This is a genomic window from Vibrio sp. LaRot3, from assembly GCF_027587025.1.
Taxonomy (GTDB): Bacteria; Pseudomonadota; Gammaproteobacteria; order Enterobacterales; family Vibrionaceae; genus Vibrio.
Map to the genome: position 1 here is coordinate 353,367 of NZ_JAPPTI010000002.1, position 16,627 is coordinate 369,993.

Annotated in this window: 14 protein-coding genes; 2 read left to right on the top strand and 12 right to left on the bottom strand. The window is 44.2% G+C overall.

From position 1 onward, the window contains the following. Window positions 1-37 precede the first annotated feature (37 nt). The 10 genes from def to OH461_RS08385 all read right to left on the bottom strand — a co-directional run bounded on the left by def (window position 38) and on the right by OH461_RS08385 (window position 12,038). Entirely contained in the window at window positions 38-535 is a 498-nt protein-coding gene (gene def, locus OH461_RS08340; RefSeq protein ID WP_270020174.1) for a peptide deformylase, read from the bottom strand. An 85-nt stretch (window positions 536-620) separates the two neighbouring features. Next, window positions 621-947, bottom strand: coding sequence for a hypothetical protein (locus OH461_RS08345; RefSeq protein ID WP_270020175.1), 327 nt, complete (start codon window positions 945-947; stop codon window positions 621-623). A 21-nt stretch (window positions 948-968) separates the two neighbouring features. Next, window positions 969-1,745: a hypothetical protein gene (locus OH461_RS08350; RefSeq protein WP_270020176.1), complete on the bottom strand. Its 777-nt coding sequence runs from the start codon at window positions 1,743-1,745 to the stop codon at window positions 969-971. Window positions 1,746-2,058: 313 nt separating this feature from the next. After that, window positions 2,059-3,864, bottom strand: a complete 1,806-nt coding sequence (phaC, locus tag OH461_RS08355; protein ID WP_270020177.1) for a class I poly(R)-hydroxyalkanoic acid synthase — start codon at window positions 3,862-3,864, stop codon at window positions 2,059-2,061. Between the two features lie 66 nt (window positions 3,865-3,930). Further along, window positions 3,931-4,278, bottom strand: coding sequence for a phasin family protein (locus OH461_RS08360; RefSeq protein ID WP_270020178.1), 348 nt, complete (start codon window positions 4,276-4,278; stop codon window positions 3,931-3,933). Window positions 4,279-4,303: 25 nt separating this feature from the next. Then, entirely contained in the window at window positions 4,304-5,518 is a 1,215-nt protein-coding gene (locus OH461_RS08365) for an acetyl-CoA C-acetyltransferase (RefSeq protein ID WP_270020179.1), read from the bottom strand. 10 nt (window positions 5,519-5,528) lie between these two features. Beyond that, on the bottom strand, window positions 5,529-6,269 hold the full coding sequence (locus tag OH461_RS08370) for an SDR family oxidoreductase (RefSeq protein ID WP_270020180.1): 741 nt from the start codon (window positions 6,267-6,269) through the stop codon (window positions 5,529-5,531). Window positions 6,270-6,850: 581 nt separating this feature from the next. After that, on the bottom strand, window positions 6,851-9,910 hold the full coding sequence (locus tag OH461_RS08375) for an efflux RND transporter permease subunit (protein ID WP_270020181.1): 3,060 nt from the start codon (window positions 9,908-9,910) through the stop codon (window positions 6,851-6,853). Then, the gene (locus OH461_RS08380; protein WP_270020182.1) at window positions 9,907-10,959 is read right to left on the bottom strand and encodes an efflux RND transporter periplasmic adaptor subunit; all 1,053 of its coding nucleotides are present in this window, start codon (window positions 10,957-10,959) and stop codon (window positions 9,907-9,909) included. The genes OH461_RS08375 and OH461_RS08380 overlap by 4 nt, the downstream gene beginning before the upstream one ends. A gap of 2 nt (window positions 10,960-10,961) precedes the next feature. Beyond that, window positions 10,962-12,038, bottom strand: a complete 1,077-nt coding sequence (locus OH461_RS08385; RefSeq protein WP_270020183.1) for an efflux RND transporter periplasmic adaptor subunit — start codon at window positions 12,036-12,038, stop codon at window positions 10,962-10,964. 159 nt (window positions 12,039-12,197) lie between these two features. On the opposite strand from OH461_RS08385, the gene OH461_RS08390 reads away from it, so the two are divergent. Beyond that, window positions 12,198-12,911 carry a TetR/AcrR family transcriptional regulator gene (locus OH461_RS08390; RefSeq protein ID WP_270020184.1) on the top strand — a complete coding sequence of 238 codons (714 nt, stop codon included), beginning with the start codon at window positions 12,198-12,200 and terminating at the stop codon, window positions 12,909-12,911. A 42-nt stretch (window positions 12,912-12,953) separates the two neighbouring features. Here the strand turns inward: OH461_RS08390 and OH461_RS08395 are convergent, their stop codons facing one another. Together OH461_RS08395 and OH461_RS08400 are read right to left on the bottom strand one after the other, a co-directional pair. Next, entirely contained in the window at window positions 12,954-14,213 is a 1,260-nt protein-coding gene (locus OH461_RS08395) for a DEAD/DEAH box helicase (RefSeq protein WP_270020185.1), read from the bottom strand. Between the two features lie 56 nt (window positions 14,214-14,269). Continuing rightward, a complete protein-coding gene (locus OH461_RS08400) occupies window positions 14,270-14,863 on the bottom strand; it encodes an acyl carrier protein phosphodiesterase (RefSeq protein WP_270020186.1) in 594 nt (197 codons plus the stop codon). A 501-nt stretch (window positions 14,864-15,364) separates the two neighbouring features. Between OH461_RS08400 and OH461_RS08405 the strand changes: the two genes are divergently transcribed. Next, window positions 15,365-16,579, top strand: a complete 1,215-nt coding sequence (locus tag OH461_RS08405; protein WP_270020187.1) for an aromatic amino acid transport family protein — start codon at window positions 15,365-15,367, stop codon at window positions 16,577-16,579. Window positions 16,580-16,627: the final 48 nt, after the last annotated feature.

The following is a 16,627-nucleotide window of genomic DNA, read 5'->3' on the forward strand; positions in this document are numbered from 1 at the left end:
AAAGGAGCCAACTGGCTCCTTTCTTGTATATCGTAAATTAATTTCGCTTGGCTTTCTTCACCTTCTTCAACGCCATTTTTCGCTTTAAAGGTGAAAGATAATCTATAAATAAATTACCGAGTAAATGGTCAATCTCGTGTTGCATGACAATCGCTAAAAACTCATCACTCTCTATGGTTATTTTGTTTCCCTCTCTATCGAGAGCATCAACCGTTACAGAGGTAAAGCGCTCTACATCGGCATAATAACCGGGAATAGACAAACACCCTTCTTGCCCCATCGCTTTGTCACTACCGCGCACAACTTCAGGATTAATCAGTACTAAAGGTTCATCTCGATTTTCTGAAATATCAATCACAATGACCGATTGGTCACTCCCCACTTGTGGAGCTGCCAAACCAATACCATTACCTGTGTTATACATCGTTTCAAGCATGTCATCGACCAACCCTTGAACTTGAGTTACGTCTTGCACAGGATGAGTTTTCACCCTTAAGCGAGGATCAGGAATGGTCAAAATATCGAGTACGGCCATAGAGTTAAGCACTTTTAGTAAAATCAACATTGATGGGATGTACGGTACTAAAAACGATTAATGAAAGCAATTCTCATTTAACTAATTACTGTTTAGTCAATATTTCACCATCGACGATCATCTTCCATTCACCACCATCAATATACGGAGGTTGCATGACATCAAACTCTGTTTCGATGAAAAGAAAACCGACGATAAAATCGTCACCGTTAAACTCGGTGATCGGCGCTTCAATGGTCGTAGTTCTTGATTCACTTTCTCGCTTATAGTCTATGGTGCCATCTGCATTGATCAGCAAATGCATTTGTTCGCTCTGCCAAAGACCAATGTAGTCTTGTTTATCATCCGGAATTGGCTCAGAACACCCAACTAAAGTGAGCACAGCACCAATCAGTGCTAGGTTACGCATCATGCTCATCTCTTTTTCATCTCCTTAAATTCTCGCTTTATCCATCAAACTCAGCGCGTATTCTTTCATTTGTCTTGCGTTATCGCCATGTTTTGCATCGCCGCATACTTCACCATCATATTGAACATCTGGAGAAGAATACACAGGCAGGCTGACCTCAGAGAAGCTCATAACCGTACCCGCACCTTTGCACGAGAAACCCTTAGCATACGCCTTTATCTTATGATGATGTTCACGAGGTATTTTCGATTTCACCCACTTATCCAATGACGCAACTGGCTTAGTGTCCGCGTGCATCGCCCAAGCGATATGACCAAGCTCATGCTCGAGTGTATTAAGGGCGGCATTTTCAGCCAAAATAAAGAAGCTACCGTTGAAGTTAACATGCTCTGATGCAGCAACGTTACCTAGTACATAGTTGTGCTGCTTTTCAAGTACTAGACCATAATAGGCCGTTTTGTCTCGCCTCATCTGATTAATGCGCGCTTCTCCTACTACATCTAACAGTTGTAAATGCAAAGTATCGCTGTCGACGGCAGATTGATCCGGCAGTTTAACCCATTCTATTTTTTCAAGGGTACGAGTCATAGGGACGCACGAATTAGACAGCACAAGATTGGAGTAATTGATGGCATCTAGAATGCGCTCGTTCACCACATCAATGGAGGCACTCTGTTTGATTTTTTCGTCGACGAAGAAGGTGATAGATGTTGAAACTGTATTGTTTAGCGTACATTTAGGCAAAACTAACTCACCATCACTGCGCTTATTACCTAATAAGAAAACCAATGCTGAAGTCAAAACGACTACTGCAAAAACAGACTTTTTACTTATTTTTTCAAACAAACTCATACCGCGAAATTTGTGAAATCGTTGGCAAAATATACACTTACCTAACGAGTGAAAACACAACAATGGTTCAAAATGAGAATTGTCTCCAAACTCTTTTATGGCTTTGCCGAATAGATCGACATTATATGCAGAGAAATAGCCCTAAATAGTGACTCATAAACTGGGGCGTATCCGCTCAAATTGAAAGTACTCTAGTCAGAAAAAAGGGAGCTAAGCTCCCTTTCGTTTTGTGTTTCACTAGTAGTGATTGGATGACTGGCGTTTACGCTTCTACTTCTTCCTCTTGGGGTTTAACTTCTTCCACAATAGGGAGAACTTGCTTAACGTAATCACCCGGCGCAGCACCTAATACTGGGAACTGGTCACTCCCTTGGTTGAATGGCTCAACTTGCTCGTCTGGGTTAAAGCCCATCAGCCATTGATGCCAGTGCGTCCACCATGAACCCTCTTGATGAGTGGCGTTGGTCAACCATTCCTCAGCGCTGTCATCTAAGCTATCGTTAACCCAATAGCCGTATTTCTTCTTAGCTGGGTGGTTAACGATACCCGCGATGTGGCCAGATTCGCCAAGTACAAAGGTCTTATTGCCACCCACATTAAGCGCACCACGGTAAGTACCCTGCCAAAGAGCAATATGATCTTCTTTGGTTGAGATGAAGTAACTTGGAATCTTTATCTTATCCAAATCAATCCAAACGCCACCAATTTTCACGCCTTTATCTTGGACCAATTTATTCTCAAGATAGAGTTCACGTAACATGAAGTTATGCGTTGGTGCTGCTACGTTAGTACTGTCGCTATTCCAGTAGAGCAGGTCGAAATCAACCGGGCTCGCGCCTTTCAAATAGTTGTCGACGTAGTAGTTCCAGTACAAGCTGTTTTCACGTAATAAGCTGAATGTCACACTCAGTGAGCGCCCATCCATATAGCCTTTAGCGTTGTTCTGAATCTCAATAGCGTTGATGACCGGATCATTGATGTATGCCCCAACCTCTCCCGGTTGAGAGAAATCGAGTAACGTAGTGAAGAACGTTGCGCTTTTAATGCGTTTCTTCATACGTTTCGCAGCATAGTACGCAATGGTTGATGCCAGCACCGTACCACCAATGCAATAGCCCGCAGCATTAATTTGCGGTTGCCCGGTAATATCTTCAATCGCTGAAACGGCTTTTGCTACGCCCTCGGTGACGTAATCGCCAAACTCGACATGACGCTGCGCCGCCCCCGGATTACGCCAAGAGATCATAAAGACGCTATGGCCTTGTTCTAACAGCCAACGCACCATCGAGTTCTTTTCCCTGAGGTCAAGAATGTAGTACTTGTTGACGAAAGGCGGCACGATCAGCAATGGTGTCGCGTTAACCTGCTTAGTCAGCGGCTTGTACTGAATCAGCTCAAAAAGCTCGTTTTGATAAACCACATCGCCTTTCGTGTTGGCGATATCATCACCGACTCTAAAGGCGTTATTGTTGGTCATTCGAACTTTAAGAATATCCGCGCTGGATTCGAGATCATCTTTAAACTGGTCCAAACCCGCTAGCAGGTTTTCGCCGTTTTGTTCGATGGTCAATTTGAGTAACTCGGGATTGGTCGCGATAAAGTTACTAGGGGAAAGTGCATTGATCATTTGGCGAGAAAAGAAGATTAACCGTTCTTTGCTTTTTACATCTAACCCTTCGATGCCATTAATCGCTTCTAAATAACTGCGGCTAAAGAGTAGGTACGATTGTTTAATAAAATTAAACACAATCTCATTTTGCCAACTCTCATTGGAAAATCGTTTATCGCCCCTTTCTGCTTCTACCACACTTTCAGTATTGCCTGTTAATGCAACCTTTTGCCAAATTTCTAGCTGTTGTTGCCACCATTTGGTTTGAATTTCTAACAGCGCTGCAGGTTGATTCGCGGCACTTTCAAAAAGCTTTGCGGTATCTTCGAAATTCACTTCTTGCATGGCCTTGTTAAGAGGGGTGTTTACGGCTGCCCTGTTCAGTTCTAAATCTTGCCACCATTGTTGATTGGTTTCTTGGAGCTTCACAAGGTAGTCCGAAAAGAAGTGTTGAAACATGTTTGCAACTCCTATAATCGGAAAAAAGCCGCCTTGGGAACAAAGGCGGCAAAGATAAGTCAGTGGTTATGCGGGAGTCACTGTCTTAAGGTTTTCCGATGTTAGCTGCTCTACATCATCTTTGAACTCTTTGGCAATGCTTTGCAGCTTGTTGCTGTCATCCATCATTTGCTGTGACAGTTTTGACAACACGCTAAGTTGTTGGCCATTAAACGCCGTCAGTGATGTTACATCTTTCACTTCACTCGCGGCTTTCATTTGAGTTAAACCCATCTCGCTGTATGTACGAATTGCGTTCAATTGCAGCTCTGTTAGCACTTCGACATTTTTAGTCACTAACTTATTGAACTTGATGTACGGTTCTAGGCTTTTTTCTGTTTGATCAGTGAAGCTTTTGAAAAAATCGGTGTACATGAGTATTACTCCTAAATATAAAAAATTAATTCCATTCGACAGATTTAACGATGACAGCGGTACCCATACCTCCGCCAACACAAAGTGAGGCAACGCCATACTGGCCGCTACTTCGGTTTAGTTCGTGAATCAGTGAAACTAGAATACGGTTTCCTGATGCGCCTAAAGGATGGCCCAACGCAATTGCACCACCATTCGGGTTCGCCTTTTCTTGGATGCTTGCCACCGAAACTTGATGTTCACGAGCAAGCTCATGAATAACGCCAAGCGCTTGTGCAGCAAACGCTTCGTTTAGCTCATAGACATCAATATCGCTGGTGGTTAAGTTGGCTTTTTGTAGTGCAGTAGTTACCGCTGGTACTGGCCCTAACCCCATTACCTTCGGATCGATTCCCGCTTGTGCGTAACTCACTACCTCTGCCACTGGTTTTAAGTTGTACTTGTTAACAGCGCTCTCACTCGCCAGTACAATCGCACTTGCACCATCATTGATACCAGATGCGTTACCAGCAGTGACGGAGCCTTCTTTATCGAACGCAGGGCGTAGTTTCTGTAGACCCTCTAGCGTTGCGTTTGCTTTTGGATATTCGTCAGTGTCAAAGTTGACGATTTGGCGACGCTGTTTGACTTCAACTGGGGCGATTTCTGATTTGAAGCGACCTGCTTCAATCGCGGCCACCGCTTTTTGCTGACTACTTAATGCGTATTCATCTTGTTGTTCACGACTGATTCCAACTTGTAATGCGACGTTTTCCGCTGTCACGCCCATGTGATATTGGTTAAACACATCGGTTAGACCATCGTTAATCAGTAAGTCTGTGGTAACTAAATTACCCATTTTGTGGCCATTTCGCACAGATGCTGGAATCACAAATGGAATTTGAGACATCACTTCGACACCTGCCGCCACGATGACTTCACCATCACCACTTCGAATATGGCTTACCGCGTCCATGACGGTTTTCATGCCACTGCCACACACCATATTGACGCTATACGCTGGTGTTGTTTCTGGTACACCTGCATACAAGGCAGCTTGGCGGCCTACGCTCATACCTTGCCCTGCACCAATTACGTTACCAACGATGACTTCATCAACTTGTTCACCGGCTAAGTTCGCCTCATTAAGCGCAGCTTTAATGGCAACCGCAGCAAGATCACCCGCCGCCACGTCTTTCAATGAACCGCCAAAAGCGCCAATCGGTGTGCGTTTTGCAGCAACTACAAATACTTTTTCCATGTTCAATCCCTTATTGCATGTACAAGCCGCCATTCACCGACAGGGTTTCACCTGTGATGTAGGCACCAGCATCACTGACTAAAAAGCTCACCGCTTCTGCGATTTCTTGTGGCTCTGCGAGTCGGCGCATAGGGATTTGATCTTTGATAAATTCGAGCGCTTCTGGCTTCATCATCTCGACCATCGGCGTCAACGTATAACCAGGAGCAACAACATTGACCGTGACGCCAGCGCGTGCGCCTTCTGCTGCTAATGCTTTAGAGAAACCAATCATGCCCGCTTTTGCTGCGCAATAATTGGTTTGGCCGAATTGACCTTTGATACCGTTTACTGATGAGATATTAATGACGCGCCCACCACCTTTTTCACACATGGTGGCAAACAATGGTTGCGTGACGTTGAAAACGCTATTTAGGTTGGTATCGATTACATCCTTCCACGATTCTGCGGTCATTTTCTTAAACACACCGTCGCGGGTGATACCGGCATTGTTGATCACAACATCGACCGTACCTTCTTCATTCAGCAACGCTGCCAAACGCTCAGCACATTGCTCAGTATCGGTCACATCGAGTTCAAATAAGCGAACTTGTTCTTGGGTAAATCCGTTCTCTTTAAACCATTTCTGCGCGCACTCATGCTTACCCGTAAAATAGGTAGCAATGACACGATAACCTTGTTCAACAAGTTTATTTGAAATAGCAGACCCAATTCCGCCTTTTGATCCCGTGATCAAAGCGATCTTTTCCATTAATAGACTCCGTTCATTACAGCAAGTTAAATATTAAAGCTAACTCTTATTTGGGTGATTTATAATTTACACCAAACCAAAATAAGTCATTGTCGATATTTAGTTTTCGACTTTATCTACTAATTAAAATTAATCGGGAATTATGACACTTCAAATAATTTATCAAACAATATGCATAAAGTTGAACGAGATCTCATAACAATGAAATGTTGATTTTATGTTATAAACACAACAAACCACTGAATTTAAAAGAGTTACATTAATAACAAATTCATCACCACGTTGTTAAGTAGTTGAATTTAAATATATTAACCATTCATATTTAGTTTTCATGACAATATTTCAACAACTTAGCACTTTTATTTCAATTGATAGTTTAGGCAATATAATCGGTAAAACAGAAAATATTTATGGCGACTTTAGTCTAATCAAAACAAAATTAACAACTCTATCAAGAAATTAAATTCCATTATTAATTATGCAGATAGCATTAATAATTCCTATTAATACTAAAGTCGTATAAAAAAGCCCCAACACTTAGGTCGGGGCAATATTTCAATCGTCTAATTTGTGACAATTAATTAGGCAGTAATTGGTTTAATCTTATAGAAAATAGCGAATAGCACTGGCACCACAATCAAAGTAAGAACAGTTGCAAAGCCTAAACCTGCCATAATCGTAATAGCCATTGAGCCAAAGAACGCGTCAAATACCAATGGAATCATGCCAAGTATGGTGGTTAACGCGGCCATACTCACCGGACGAACACGAGAAATCGCACTGTCATAAACCGCTTGATATTTATCCTTACCGGCACTTAGCTCGATGTTTATTTGGTCGAGCAGTACAATACCGTTCTTCAAAATCATACCGCTCAAGCTCAGTAGACCTAAAAACGCAGTAAAGCTAAATGGCATATCTGTAGCTAATAAACCGATCGAAACACCGATAATTGATAATGGAACAGTAAACCAAATAACCAGGGGCTTACGTACAGAGTTAAACAGCAGCATAGTGATGATGAACATCAGTAAGTAGCCCATTGGCAATGAAGCAAACAGCATGGTTTGCGCATCTTTCGATGACTCATACTCACCACCCCAAGAGATGCTGTAACCTTCTGGAAGAGGTATTGCCTCAACCGCTGGTTGAACTCGGCTAAACAAACTTGCTGGGGTTTCATGACCTAATATGTCGTGGTCTGCAAGCACCGTTAGAGTGCGCTTTCTGTCACGGCGTTGAATCAGTGGCTCTTGCCAATCCAGCGATACACCATCAATGACTTGCTCAACAGGAATGTAAGTTTGCAGTGAAGGACTCCAAATCTTAACGTTGGCGATCGATTCAAAATCGACACGCTCTTGTTCAGGCAAACGTGTAATGATCGGTAACATATGAGTGCCATCACGCAGCAAGCCGATTGATGAACCACCAAAGGCCATTTGTAAGGTGTTAGAAACGTCCGCTTTTGAGATGCCAAGGCGACGTGCTTTAGACTCGTTAAACTGAGGAACTAACTCTTTAGTACGCTCACGCCAGTCATGACGAACGTTACGTGCACCGGGATCTTGCAGTAACACATCCTCTACCTGAGTGCCAATATTGCGCAGTACTTGTGGATCAGCACCAGTAATACGAACCTCTATTTTCGACGCTGGCGATGGACCAAACTCAATCAACTTAAACTGGAATGTTGGCGTATTAAACTCTTTAGCCAACTTACTATCTAGCTCATGCAGCAGCTCGAACATAGACTCACGTGTCGTTGTACGGACTTGCAGTTGACTGTACGCTTCGTAGCTCTTCTCAGGTTGATAGGTCAACGCAAAGCGCTGTAACCCTTGACCTGTTGTGGTCGACACAAACTCAACGTTGTCTTTACCACGAATGTAAGCTTCAACCTTTTGTGTTTCTTGCAAAGTTTCTCGAATATCTGTGCCTTCTGGCATCCACATATCGACATAAAACATTGGTGTGTTCGATGCAGGGAAGAACTGTTGTTTCACCATACCAAAGCCAGCAACCGCACCCACCAGCAAAGTGATCAAACTCGCTACGGTTAACCAACGAAAACGTAAAGCAAATTTCAAGATACGACCAAACACGGTAAACATGACGCCTTTGTACGGGTCATCTTCAACCTCACCCTCTTTCTTGTCTTCTTCTTTAAGTAGAAGCGCAGATAAGAAGGGCGTTAACGTAAGTGCAGTAATCCAACTTAAGAAGAGTGAATAACACAGAACCCAGAATAGCGAGCCCATGAACTCACCTGTCGCATCTTCAGACAAGCCGATAGGTGCAAAGGCTGTGATAGCAATGATTGTCGCGCCAAGTAGCGGCCATTGAGTCTGCTTGGTGATATCCATTGCTGCTTGCAGCTTAGACTTTCCACGCTTAAGGCCGACTAAAATACCTTCAACCACCACAATGGCGTTATCTACCAACATACCTAGAGCGATGATCAGCGCACCAAGCGAGATACGGTGTAACTCGATGCCCGTACGTTGCATTAAGATAAAGGTGCCAAACACCGTTAGAAGCAATACTGCACCGATAATGATGCCGCTGCGCATACCCATAGTGAAAAGTAATACAACGATTACGATGCCAACCGCTTGAGCCAGACTAACGATAAAATCGTCTACCGATTTTTCTACTTCTGCGGCTTGGTTGTAGAAATGATCAATTTCCACGCCGGCTGGTTTAATGCTCTCTAGCTCGGTGAGTTTTGCATCTATCGCCTTACCTACTTCAACTACGTTCACTCCTGCGCCAAATGAGATTGCAAGGTTGATTGCGCGCTTACCGTTAAACGTAATGATGTTTGATGGCTTTTCTTGAATACCACGCGAAATAGTCGCTACATCTTTTAGGCGAATGAGGTTACCGGTATCACGGCCATGAATGATCAGGTCTTCAAGCTCTTGCTCAGTGCTCATTGTGCCGTTTGGTCGAATCGTTAAAGACTGACCATTAACCATTACTTCACCAGCAGATTGAACGCTATTTTGTTGGTTAAGTAAGCCCACTACGGTGTTCATATCGAGGTTGACCGCCGCAAGACGCTCAAGCGACACTTCAACAAACAGCTGCTCTTGTTGATCTCCGGCAATAGAAACTTTACCGACACCTTCTACTAGCTCAAGTTCACGGTTTAAATAATCAGCGTAGCGTTTTAGCTCGATGTAATCGTAGTCGTCACCGGTTAGCATCAACATGATGCCGTAAACGTCACCAAAATCATCGATGATCTGCAATGAGTTAACTCCTGATGGCAACATTGGCGTTAAGTCATTAATCTTACGACGCATTTCATCCCAAATTTGTGGCAATTGATCAGGCCCATATTCCATTTTCATGCTGACCATGATTTGCGACATGCCATTTGACGAGGTCGAAGTAATCTTGTCGATATATGGGAGCTTACGGATCTCTTTTTCTAGCGGATAGGTCAGCTCCTCTTCCACTTCTTGAGAAGTCGCCCCCGGATACGTTGCAATAACCATCGCATCTTTGATGGTGAATGCAGGGTCTTCCAAACGGCCTAACTGGTTAAATGAAGAAACACCGCCAACCGCAAGGATGATAAGAAACAACCAACTGATTACTTTATTTTTTATTGAATACTCAGCAATGTTCACAGCTGTGCTCCTTTAATTTCCATACCTTCTCTCAATTTACGTAGGTTTGAATTAATCAAAATATCGCCTTGAGTTACGCCACTGCCGACAATGGCACCCGAGCCGTTAATTTGCTCAATTTTGATCGGCGCGCGGTGCGCCACATCGCCTTGCAACTTCCAAACAAAGAACTCATTGCTTGTCGTACCCGCATCAATTGCAGTCATCGGTAACTGGAAACCTTGCTGAGAACCAATCCCCGCGGCAACCATATCAACAGACACTTTGACACTTGTACCCGGCAGTACCGCGGGATCGGTTTGTGGCATAGACAACCAAAACTCGTACGACTGGCTGTCTGGGTGAAGTTCGCTAGTGTGCTCTAGATAATTTACGGTGTACGAACCTTCATGACCTGCGAACGTCGCATGCGGATGATATTTACGTTTGTTTAAGCCCGGCTCTACCATTGCTAACACGGTGTCTGAAACATTAATTTTCACGTATACCTTGTCATCTTGATAAATGGACACCACGGTTTCACCCGGCGAGGTGTTCTCGAATTTCTGTTTATCTACATCAGACACAATGCCGGCGAAAGGCGCACGTAAACGGGTATATTTCACCTGAGATTGCGCCGAACCTAACTGCGCTTTGGTTAACTTTAAGCCCGCTGCTAATTGGTCAAGCTCAGCTTTTGAAATCATGCTCGTGCCGTGGAGTTCTTGACCACGACGGTGCTGTTTAAGCGCGAGTTCATATCGCGCTTGAGCATCAAACAGTGTCTGTTTCGCTTTCGCATCATCAAGTAAAGCAATAACCTGGCCTTTCTCTACGCGGTCACCTTCTTGAACCAAAATTGAACTAATTTCACCATCGATTCTAAATGACAGAGGCGTAAGCTCTGCCGCCATTGCTTGACCATTAAACACGCGAAACTGACTTGAAATAGGGGCAGCGACTTCAAAAGTATTCACCTCTAAAGAAGGTCTCTCACGGTGCTGTACGTCGGTATTACACCCTGTCAATGCGACTACTGCTAAAGCCAGTGCTGAATATTTGATGCGCATGATTAAATGCCCCCTTCTTTGGCCCAAGCTTTAACTTGCTGGCCCGATACCAATTTCTCTACACCCGCTTCAACAACCCAGTCACCCGGGTTCAATCCGTAAGTCACATGACCATTGTCATCAATGCCAACGGTGACAGCGTTGATAATTTGCGTCTGCTCATCAAAGCGATAAACCGTACCGGTTTCCCCATCGCGTGAAACCCACGCTGAATCAGACAACATGACACCTTTGGTGTAATCACGCTTTTGCAGATTAACTTGCCCCGTCATACCAGACAGTAGGTTGAGATGCTCAGGACGCTCAATCGTTACAGCAGCGCGGTAGCTGTTAGTATCCGTGTCTGGCTTGGTTGAAATCTCTTTGAACGTGGCAGGAATTTGAATTTGTTTGTGGCTATCCATCGTCACGCTTAACGCTGAGTTAGAAATACGCTCTAAGCCATGCGACTCGACATACGTCACTGGGATTGTGAACACCACATCCATGATTTTGTTGTTGATGAGATTAAGAACCGGTTGATTTGCCCCCACAACCTGATGTTCTTCACTAAATGAGAGCGAAATAACCCCATCAAACGGAGCAATAATTTGGGTATAAGTGAGATCGGTTTTGGCTTGCTCTAGTGATGATTTAGCCGCTTTGTATTCAGTCTCGCGCTGATCAAAATCATCAGTACTAATCAGCTTTTTACCAAACAAAGTTTTTGCGCGTTGGTAAGCCGTGTTCGCTAAATCAAATTCAGCTTGCTTAGCATCTAATGCAAGTTGGTAATCGGTTGGGTCGAGCTTCGCTAAAGTTTGCCCTTTGCTCACTTGAGAGCCCATCTTGACAAAAATATGTTCTATTTCTCCCGCCACTTGGAAAGATAAACCTGCGCGTTCGGTTGCATCTATTTTGGCGATGAATGAATCGTATTGGTGCTGTGCATTGTCTGGCACTTGCATCAACTTAACGGGTTTTACGATTGGTGCGGTCTCTTCTGAATTCGCTTGGTTGCAGCCACTTAAGAACAGGCTAATAGCGCCCATACTGAGTAGGGTAGCGAGTGGCTTCAACTTCATTTTGTTGTTGAGCATGGGAAAATCTCTTCATTATATTTACTACACACATGTGCAGTATATTCATCCGAGAAATGAGATCAACATTTATTTTCCAACTGTGCAGTATTTATTTATTGATGAAAAAGGATTACATTTCTGGTAGAAATACGTCGCGATACAGAGGTTGGTAAGAGTATGACCGAAAGAAAACAAGGGCGTAGAAGCGCACAAGATGCCGAGAACACGAAGCGTGAGATACTGAAAGTAGCTGCGGATATGTTTTGTACTCTCGGGTATGAGCGTGTTTCTATCCGAAATATCAGTGAACAGGCTGGGGTTTCCCATAGCTTGATCCGACATCATTTTGGTAGCAAAGAGAAGATCTGGCATGCGATCAGCGATAGCTTGCATGATTTTATGCAAGAGTATCTAAAGACCATCATCAAGCATATTCCCAAAGATGCAGCGGCGAACGAAAAACTGTACTTCTTCGCTGTGCGACTGCTCGCTCATATGCTGACGTTTAAACGACCAATTCAATTGATTGCCGATGCGGTGCGACAAGAAGAAGGTTTGTTTGACTACTTCATCGATAAGTCAGGTAGCCTGCAACAAATCATTGATGAAATTGCGGCTGAGTACAATCGCGATTTTCCTGAGTCACCAGTGAAGATTTGGGAAATCAAATGGCAGATGATCATGTATGGTCACGGCGCGGCAAGTCTTGAGCCTTTCATGCGTGAAACTTGGGCAGATGAGACCGACAGCTACGACCAATGCTTACTGAACCATTGGAACTTGTTCAATCAAGTCATGTTGAATAGATTCCATATCCCGGCAGACAAAGCACTTAGGCCGAGCAGCGTAGCTGAGCTTGTTTATGACACAGGCTGTTGTGACAACTGTTAAACTAAAAAGCGCCAGCAATTGCTGGCGCTTTTTGTTTTCGTGTTATTTTTTCTTGCCTCTATTGGCATGAATCTTCAACTTTGCTTTCATTCTTCGCTTATCTGAGCTGCGACCTTTACGGCGTGGCGCTTTATCCGGCTCAATCTCTTCAATCAAACTCGGCTCAAAACCTTCGAGCCATTGTTGCGGTAAACGTGTGTCTAGCAGCCTTTCAATCGCTTCAAGTAAGTACTCTTCATCACGACTCATTAAAGAGACTGCCAAGCCCTTTTGCCCTGCTCGACCCGTTCGGCCAATACGATGCACATAATCTTCCGCTTTAAACGGCATTTCATAGTTGACGACTTGTTCTAGCTGCTGAATGTCGAGGCCTCGTGCCGCTACATCGGTAGCAATCAAAGCGCGAACTTTGCCAGATTTAAAATCATCCAATGCTTTTTGACGAGCACCTTGGCTTTTATCGCCATTAATTGAGGCCGCTTTTATCCCATCCAATTTTAGTTCTTTTGCAAGCGCATCACTGCCTTGTTTGGTTTTCGTAAACACCAACACCTGTTGCCAATTGCGGGAACCAATGAGATAAGCAAGTAGCTCTGCTTTGCGTTTTTTGTCTACAGGAAAGAGCATCTGCTCCACTGTATCTGCGGTGCTGTTTGATGGGCTCACTTGAACCTCTACAGGGTCATTTTGCATCTTATAAGCGATGGTTTTGATTTTTTTATCAAACGTCGCTGAAAAGAACAGCGTTTGTCGCTCAGGGTTCAGCTTTTTAAGAATGCGCTGCAAGTCAGGCATAAAGCCCATATCAAGCATACGATCGGCTTCGTCGAGTACCAGTGTTTTAGTACGTTGCAACGAGATATTCTTGCAAAATAGATGGTCGAGTAGGCGTCCGGGAGTTGCAATTAAAATATCGCAGCCATGTAGCAAGTTTTTGGTTTGCACATTCATACTTGTGCCGCCATAGGCCGTAACGATATGCAAATCCGTCTCTTTGGCATAAGCGGTCATGTTATCAAACACTTGCTGAGCCAATTCACGCGTTGGTACAAGTATCAAAGCCGTCACATCACTACGCTGAACGTCACGTTCAATACCCTGCTCCACGAGCGATTGAATAATCGGCAAACCAAATGCCGCCGTTTTACCGGTACCAGTTTGAGCGCCAGCAAGTACGTCTGCTCCGCGCAAAACATGCGGAATTGCTTGCTGTTGAACCTCAGTCGGCTGAGAAAAACCCAACTGATCAATCGTGGCAAGGAGTGCAGAAGAAAGGCCGAGGCCGGCAAAGGCTTGAGACATAATAAACTACCCGTAATAAAGACCGGGCGATTCTATAATGAATAAGGGGTGAGATGCTATATGCTTTGCGAGCTTTGAAACTGCTTACTTGCAGCAATTAAGGTTGGATAGAACAACTCAAAACACTGATTGAGCTCTTGATAGTGCGTCTCTATGACTTTCGAGCACTCAGCAACAGGCTCAAATTTCGGCCTACGCTGTGAAATCCGCTGCAAAGCAAAATGAATATTATCCATTTCACGATAAGAGACTAGCCACTGCCCTTGAACCATACGAGAAACCACAGCCAAATAGGTTTGCGGAAAATCCGGCTGCTGCGCGGCGAGTAAACGGTCGCCCGAAGTGCGCGCAAACGACTCTAAACTTTGCTCATGATACTGATGCCATTGATTGGCTAAGCAGTGGTCCCAAAATACATCTAACGCAATACCCGCGAACCTGCGAGTGCGAGGGTCAAAAAAAGCCTTCGCATCGGCGAGTAGTGGATGAGAATCCGTATAAGAGTCGACGAATCGGTGCATACGAATACCCTTCACGATATAGGTAGACCAACGGCCTTCAGGGTTACCACGCACAAAATCCCCAAGCAAATTACCAGTTAAACTTGATTGGCATAAATGAGCGATGTGTAGATGAGCAAGATAGTTCATGGGGGTAACAATAACACAAAGCCAGTGCGGGGCACTGGCTTATCAGGGATGCAGACCGCTTATTCGCCGCTGCTTTCTTCTAGAGACTGCTCATATTCTGAGAGTGCGATGCCTATTTCCATCGCATCTAGCAGTTCAAGACATTCATCATTGAATGTTTGGTCACTCATGGGACCTCCTTACTTAAAATAAAAAGCCCAACATTGCGTCGGGCATATCCTTTATATCGACTTTATATGACAGTTTTTTGAACAGGGGAAGCCTTTTTAATCACTTTTGCGTCACTTTCGATAGGTAAACGTTTGCCTGCCATGAGTGAATACGATTTCATTCCGCCGTATACTTTAGTTTACACGCAAGGATAAAAATGTTTACACAACGCTTGATCTTAGGTCTATTTTCTCACAATATACGATCATCCCAGTGTTTATAGCCAATAAACCCTTTTTATTTGGAATATAACCGCTACGAACCTCAACCTAAGTAAAGAATAGTGTACAGATGAGTAAATCAAAGATTTTAGGAAGCACTTTGATCATCGCCGGTACAACCATTGGCGCGGGTATGCTCGCATTACCTTTGGCATCGGCAGGCATAGGCTTTTCAACCTCCCTTTTAATGATGGCTGTTTTATGGGCTGTAATGGCCTATACCGCGCTCATCATGATCGAGCTGCACCAACACGCAGACAGTAGCGCGACATTACATACTCTTGCCAAGCAGATATTAGGTGATAAAGGAAAATGGCTTGCGAGCTTCGCTATGCTATTTTTGTTTTACTCGTTGTGTGCAGCCTACATCGCAGGTGGTGGCGCGCAATTCGGTGATCGTTTAGCGCAGTGGTTTGATCTTGAAGTAACAGCCACTCAAGGCGTAGTCATTTTTACAATGCTAGTGGCAGGTGTGGTTACGGTGGGTACGTCCACAGTTGATAAAGTTAACCGCCTACTTTTCACTCTTAAGCTGATCGCAATGGCGAGCGTGCTATTATTCCTTGCACCAAATGTTACGCAATCGTACTTAATGAGTATGCCGCTTCAGCAAGGCTTAATCGTTGCTTCTATTCCTGTGATTTTTACTTCGTTTGGCTTTCACGGCAGCATTCCTGCAATCGTTCGTTACTTAGATGGCGATACGCCATCGCTACGTAAGGCGATTGTGATCGGCTCTGCAATCCCTCTCATCATTTACGTATTCTGGCAAGTCGTTACTTTGGGTGTGATTAACCAATCGACACTGCTCGAAAATCAAGGCTTAAGCGCGCTGATTGGTACGTTGGCTTCAACCGTGAGCGAATCCAATCTAGCCGGGACGATTGGTATTTTTGCAGACCTTGCGCTTTTAACCTCATTCTTAGGTGTGAGCTTAGGGCTATTTGAGTTTTTAGGCGATACACTGAAGAAAAACAGTACTCATCGCTCACAGGCTCTAAATCGCAGCATCACAGGTTTAATTACCTTCCTACCGCCGATGTGTTTTGCGTTATTTTATCCGCAAGGCTTTATTATGGCACTGGGTTACGCCGCCATTGCTCTGGCCATTTTAGCCATCTTCTTACCTATCGTGATGGTATCAAAAACTCGTAAGCTCGCCGCTAACGTAGCATACCAAGTAAAAGGGGGTCATATTGGATTGGTGACTTGCTTCACCTGCGGTGTACTGATTGTTTGTGCTCAGTTACTGATTAGCGCTGGTGTACTTCCCTCGCTGGGATAACGCGTCAATTTGTTCCTAGAAAGGCTCAGCGAAACCTCTATTCGCTGA

Coding starts and splice junctions, on each gene's coding strand:
- phaC (WP_270020177.1), bottom strand. CDS start 3,864: ATGTTTCAACACTTCTTTTCGGACTACCTTGTGAAGCTCCAAGAAACC.
- OH461_RS08345 (WP_270020175.1), bottom strand. CDS start 947: ATGATGCGTAACCTAGCACTGATTGGTGCTGTGCTCACTTTAGTTGGG.
- OH461_RS08405 (WP_270020187.1), top strand. CDS start 15,365: ATGAGTAAATCAAAGATTTTAGGAAGCACTTTGATCATCGCCGGTACA.
- OH461_RS08370 (WP_270020180.1), bottom strand. CDS start 6,269: ATGGAAAAGATCGCTTTGATCACGGGATCAAAAGGCGGAATTGGGTCT.
- OH461_RS08400 (WP_270020186.1), bottom strand. CDS start 14,863: ATGAACTATCTTGCTCATCTACACATCGCTCATTTATGCCAATCAAGT.
- OH461_RS08365 (WP_270020179.1), bottom strand. CDS start 5,518: ATGGAAAAAGTATTTGTAGTTGCTGCAAAACGCACACCGATTGGCGCT.
- OH461_RS08390 (WP_270020184.1), top strand. CDS start 12,198: ATGACCGAAAGAAAACAAGGGCGTAGAAGCGCACAAGATGCCGAGAAC.
- OH461_RS08380 (WP_270020182.1), bottom strand. CDS start 10,959: ATGCGCATCAAATATTCAGCACTGGCTTTAGCAGTAGTCGCATTGACA.
- OH461_RS08395 (WP_270020185.1), bottom strand. CDS start 14,213: ATGTCTCAAGCCTTTGCCGGCCTCGGCCTTTCTTCTGCACTCCTTGCC.
- def (WP_270020174.1), bottom strand. CDS start 535: ATGGCCGTACTCGATATTTTGACCATTCCTGATCCTCGCTTAAGGGTG.
- OH461_RS08385 (WP_270020183.1), bottom strand. CDS start 12,038: ATGCTCAACAACAAAATGAAGTTGAAGCCACTCGCTACCCTACTCAGT.
- OH461_RS08360 (WP_270020178.1), bottom strand. CDS start 4,278: ATGTACACCGATTTTTTCAAAAGCTTCACTGATCAAACAGAAAAAAGC.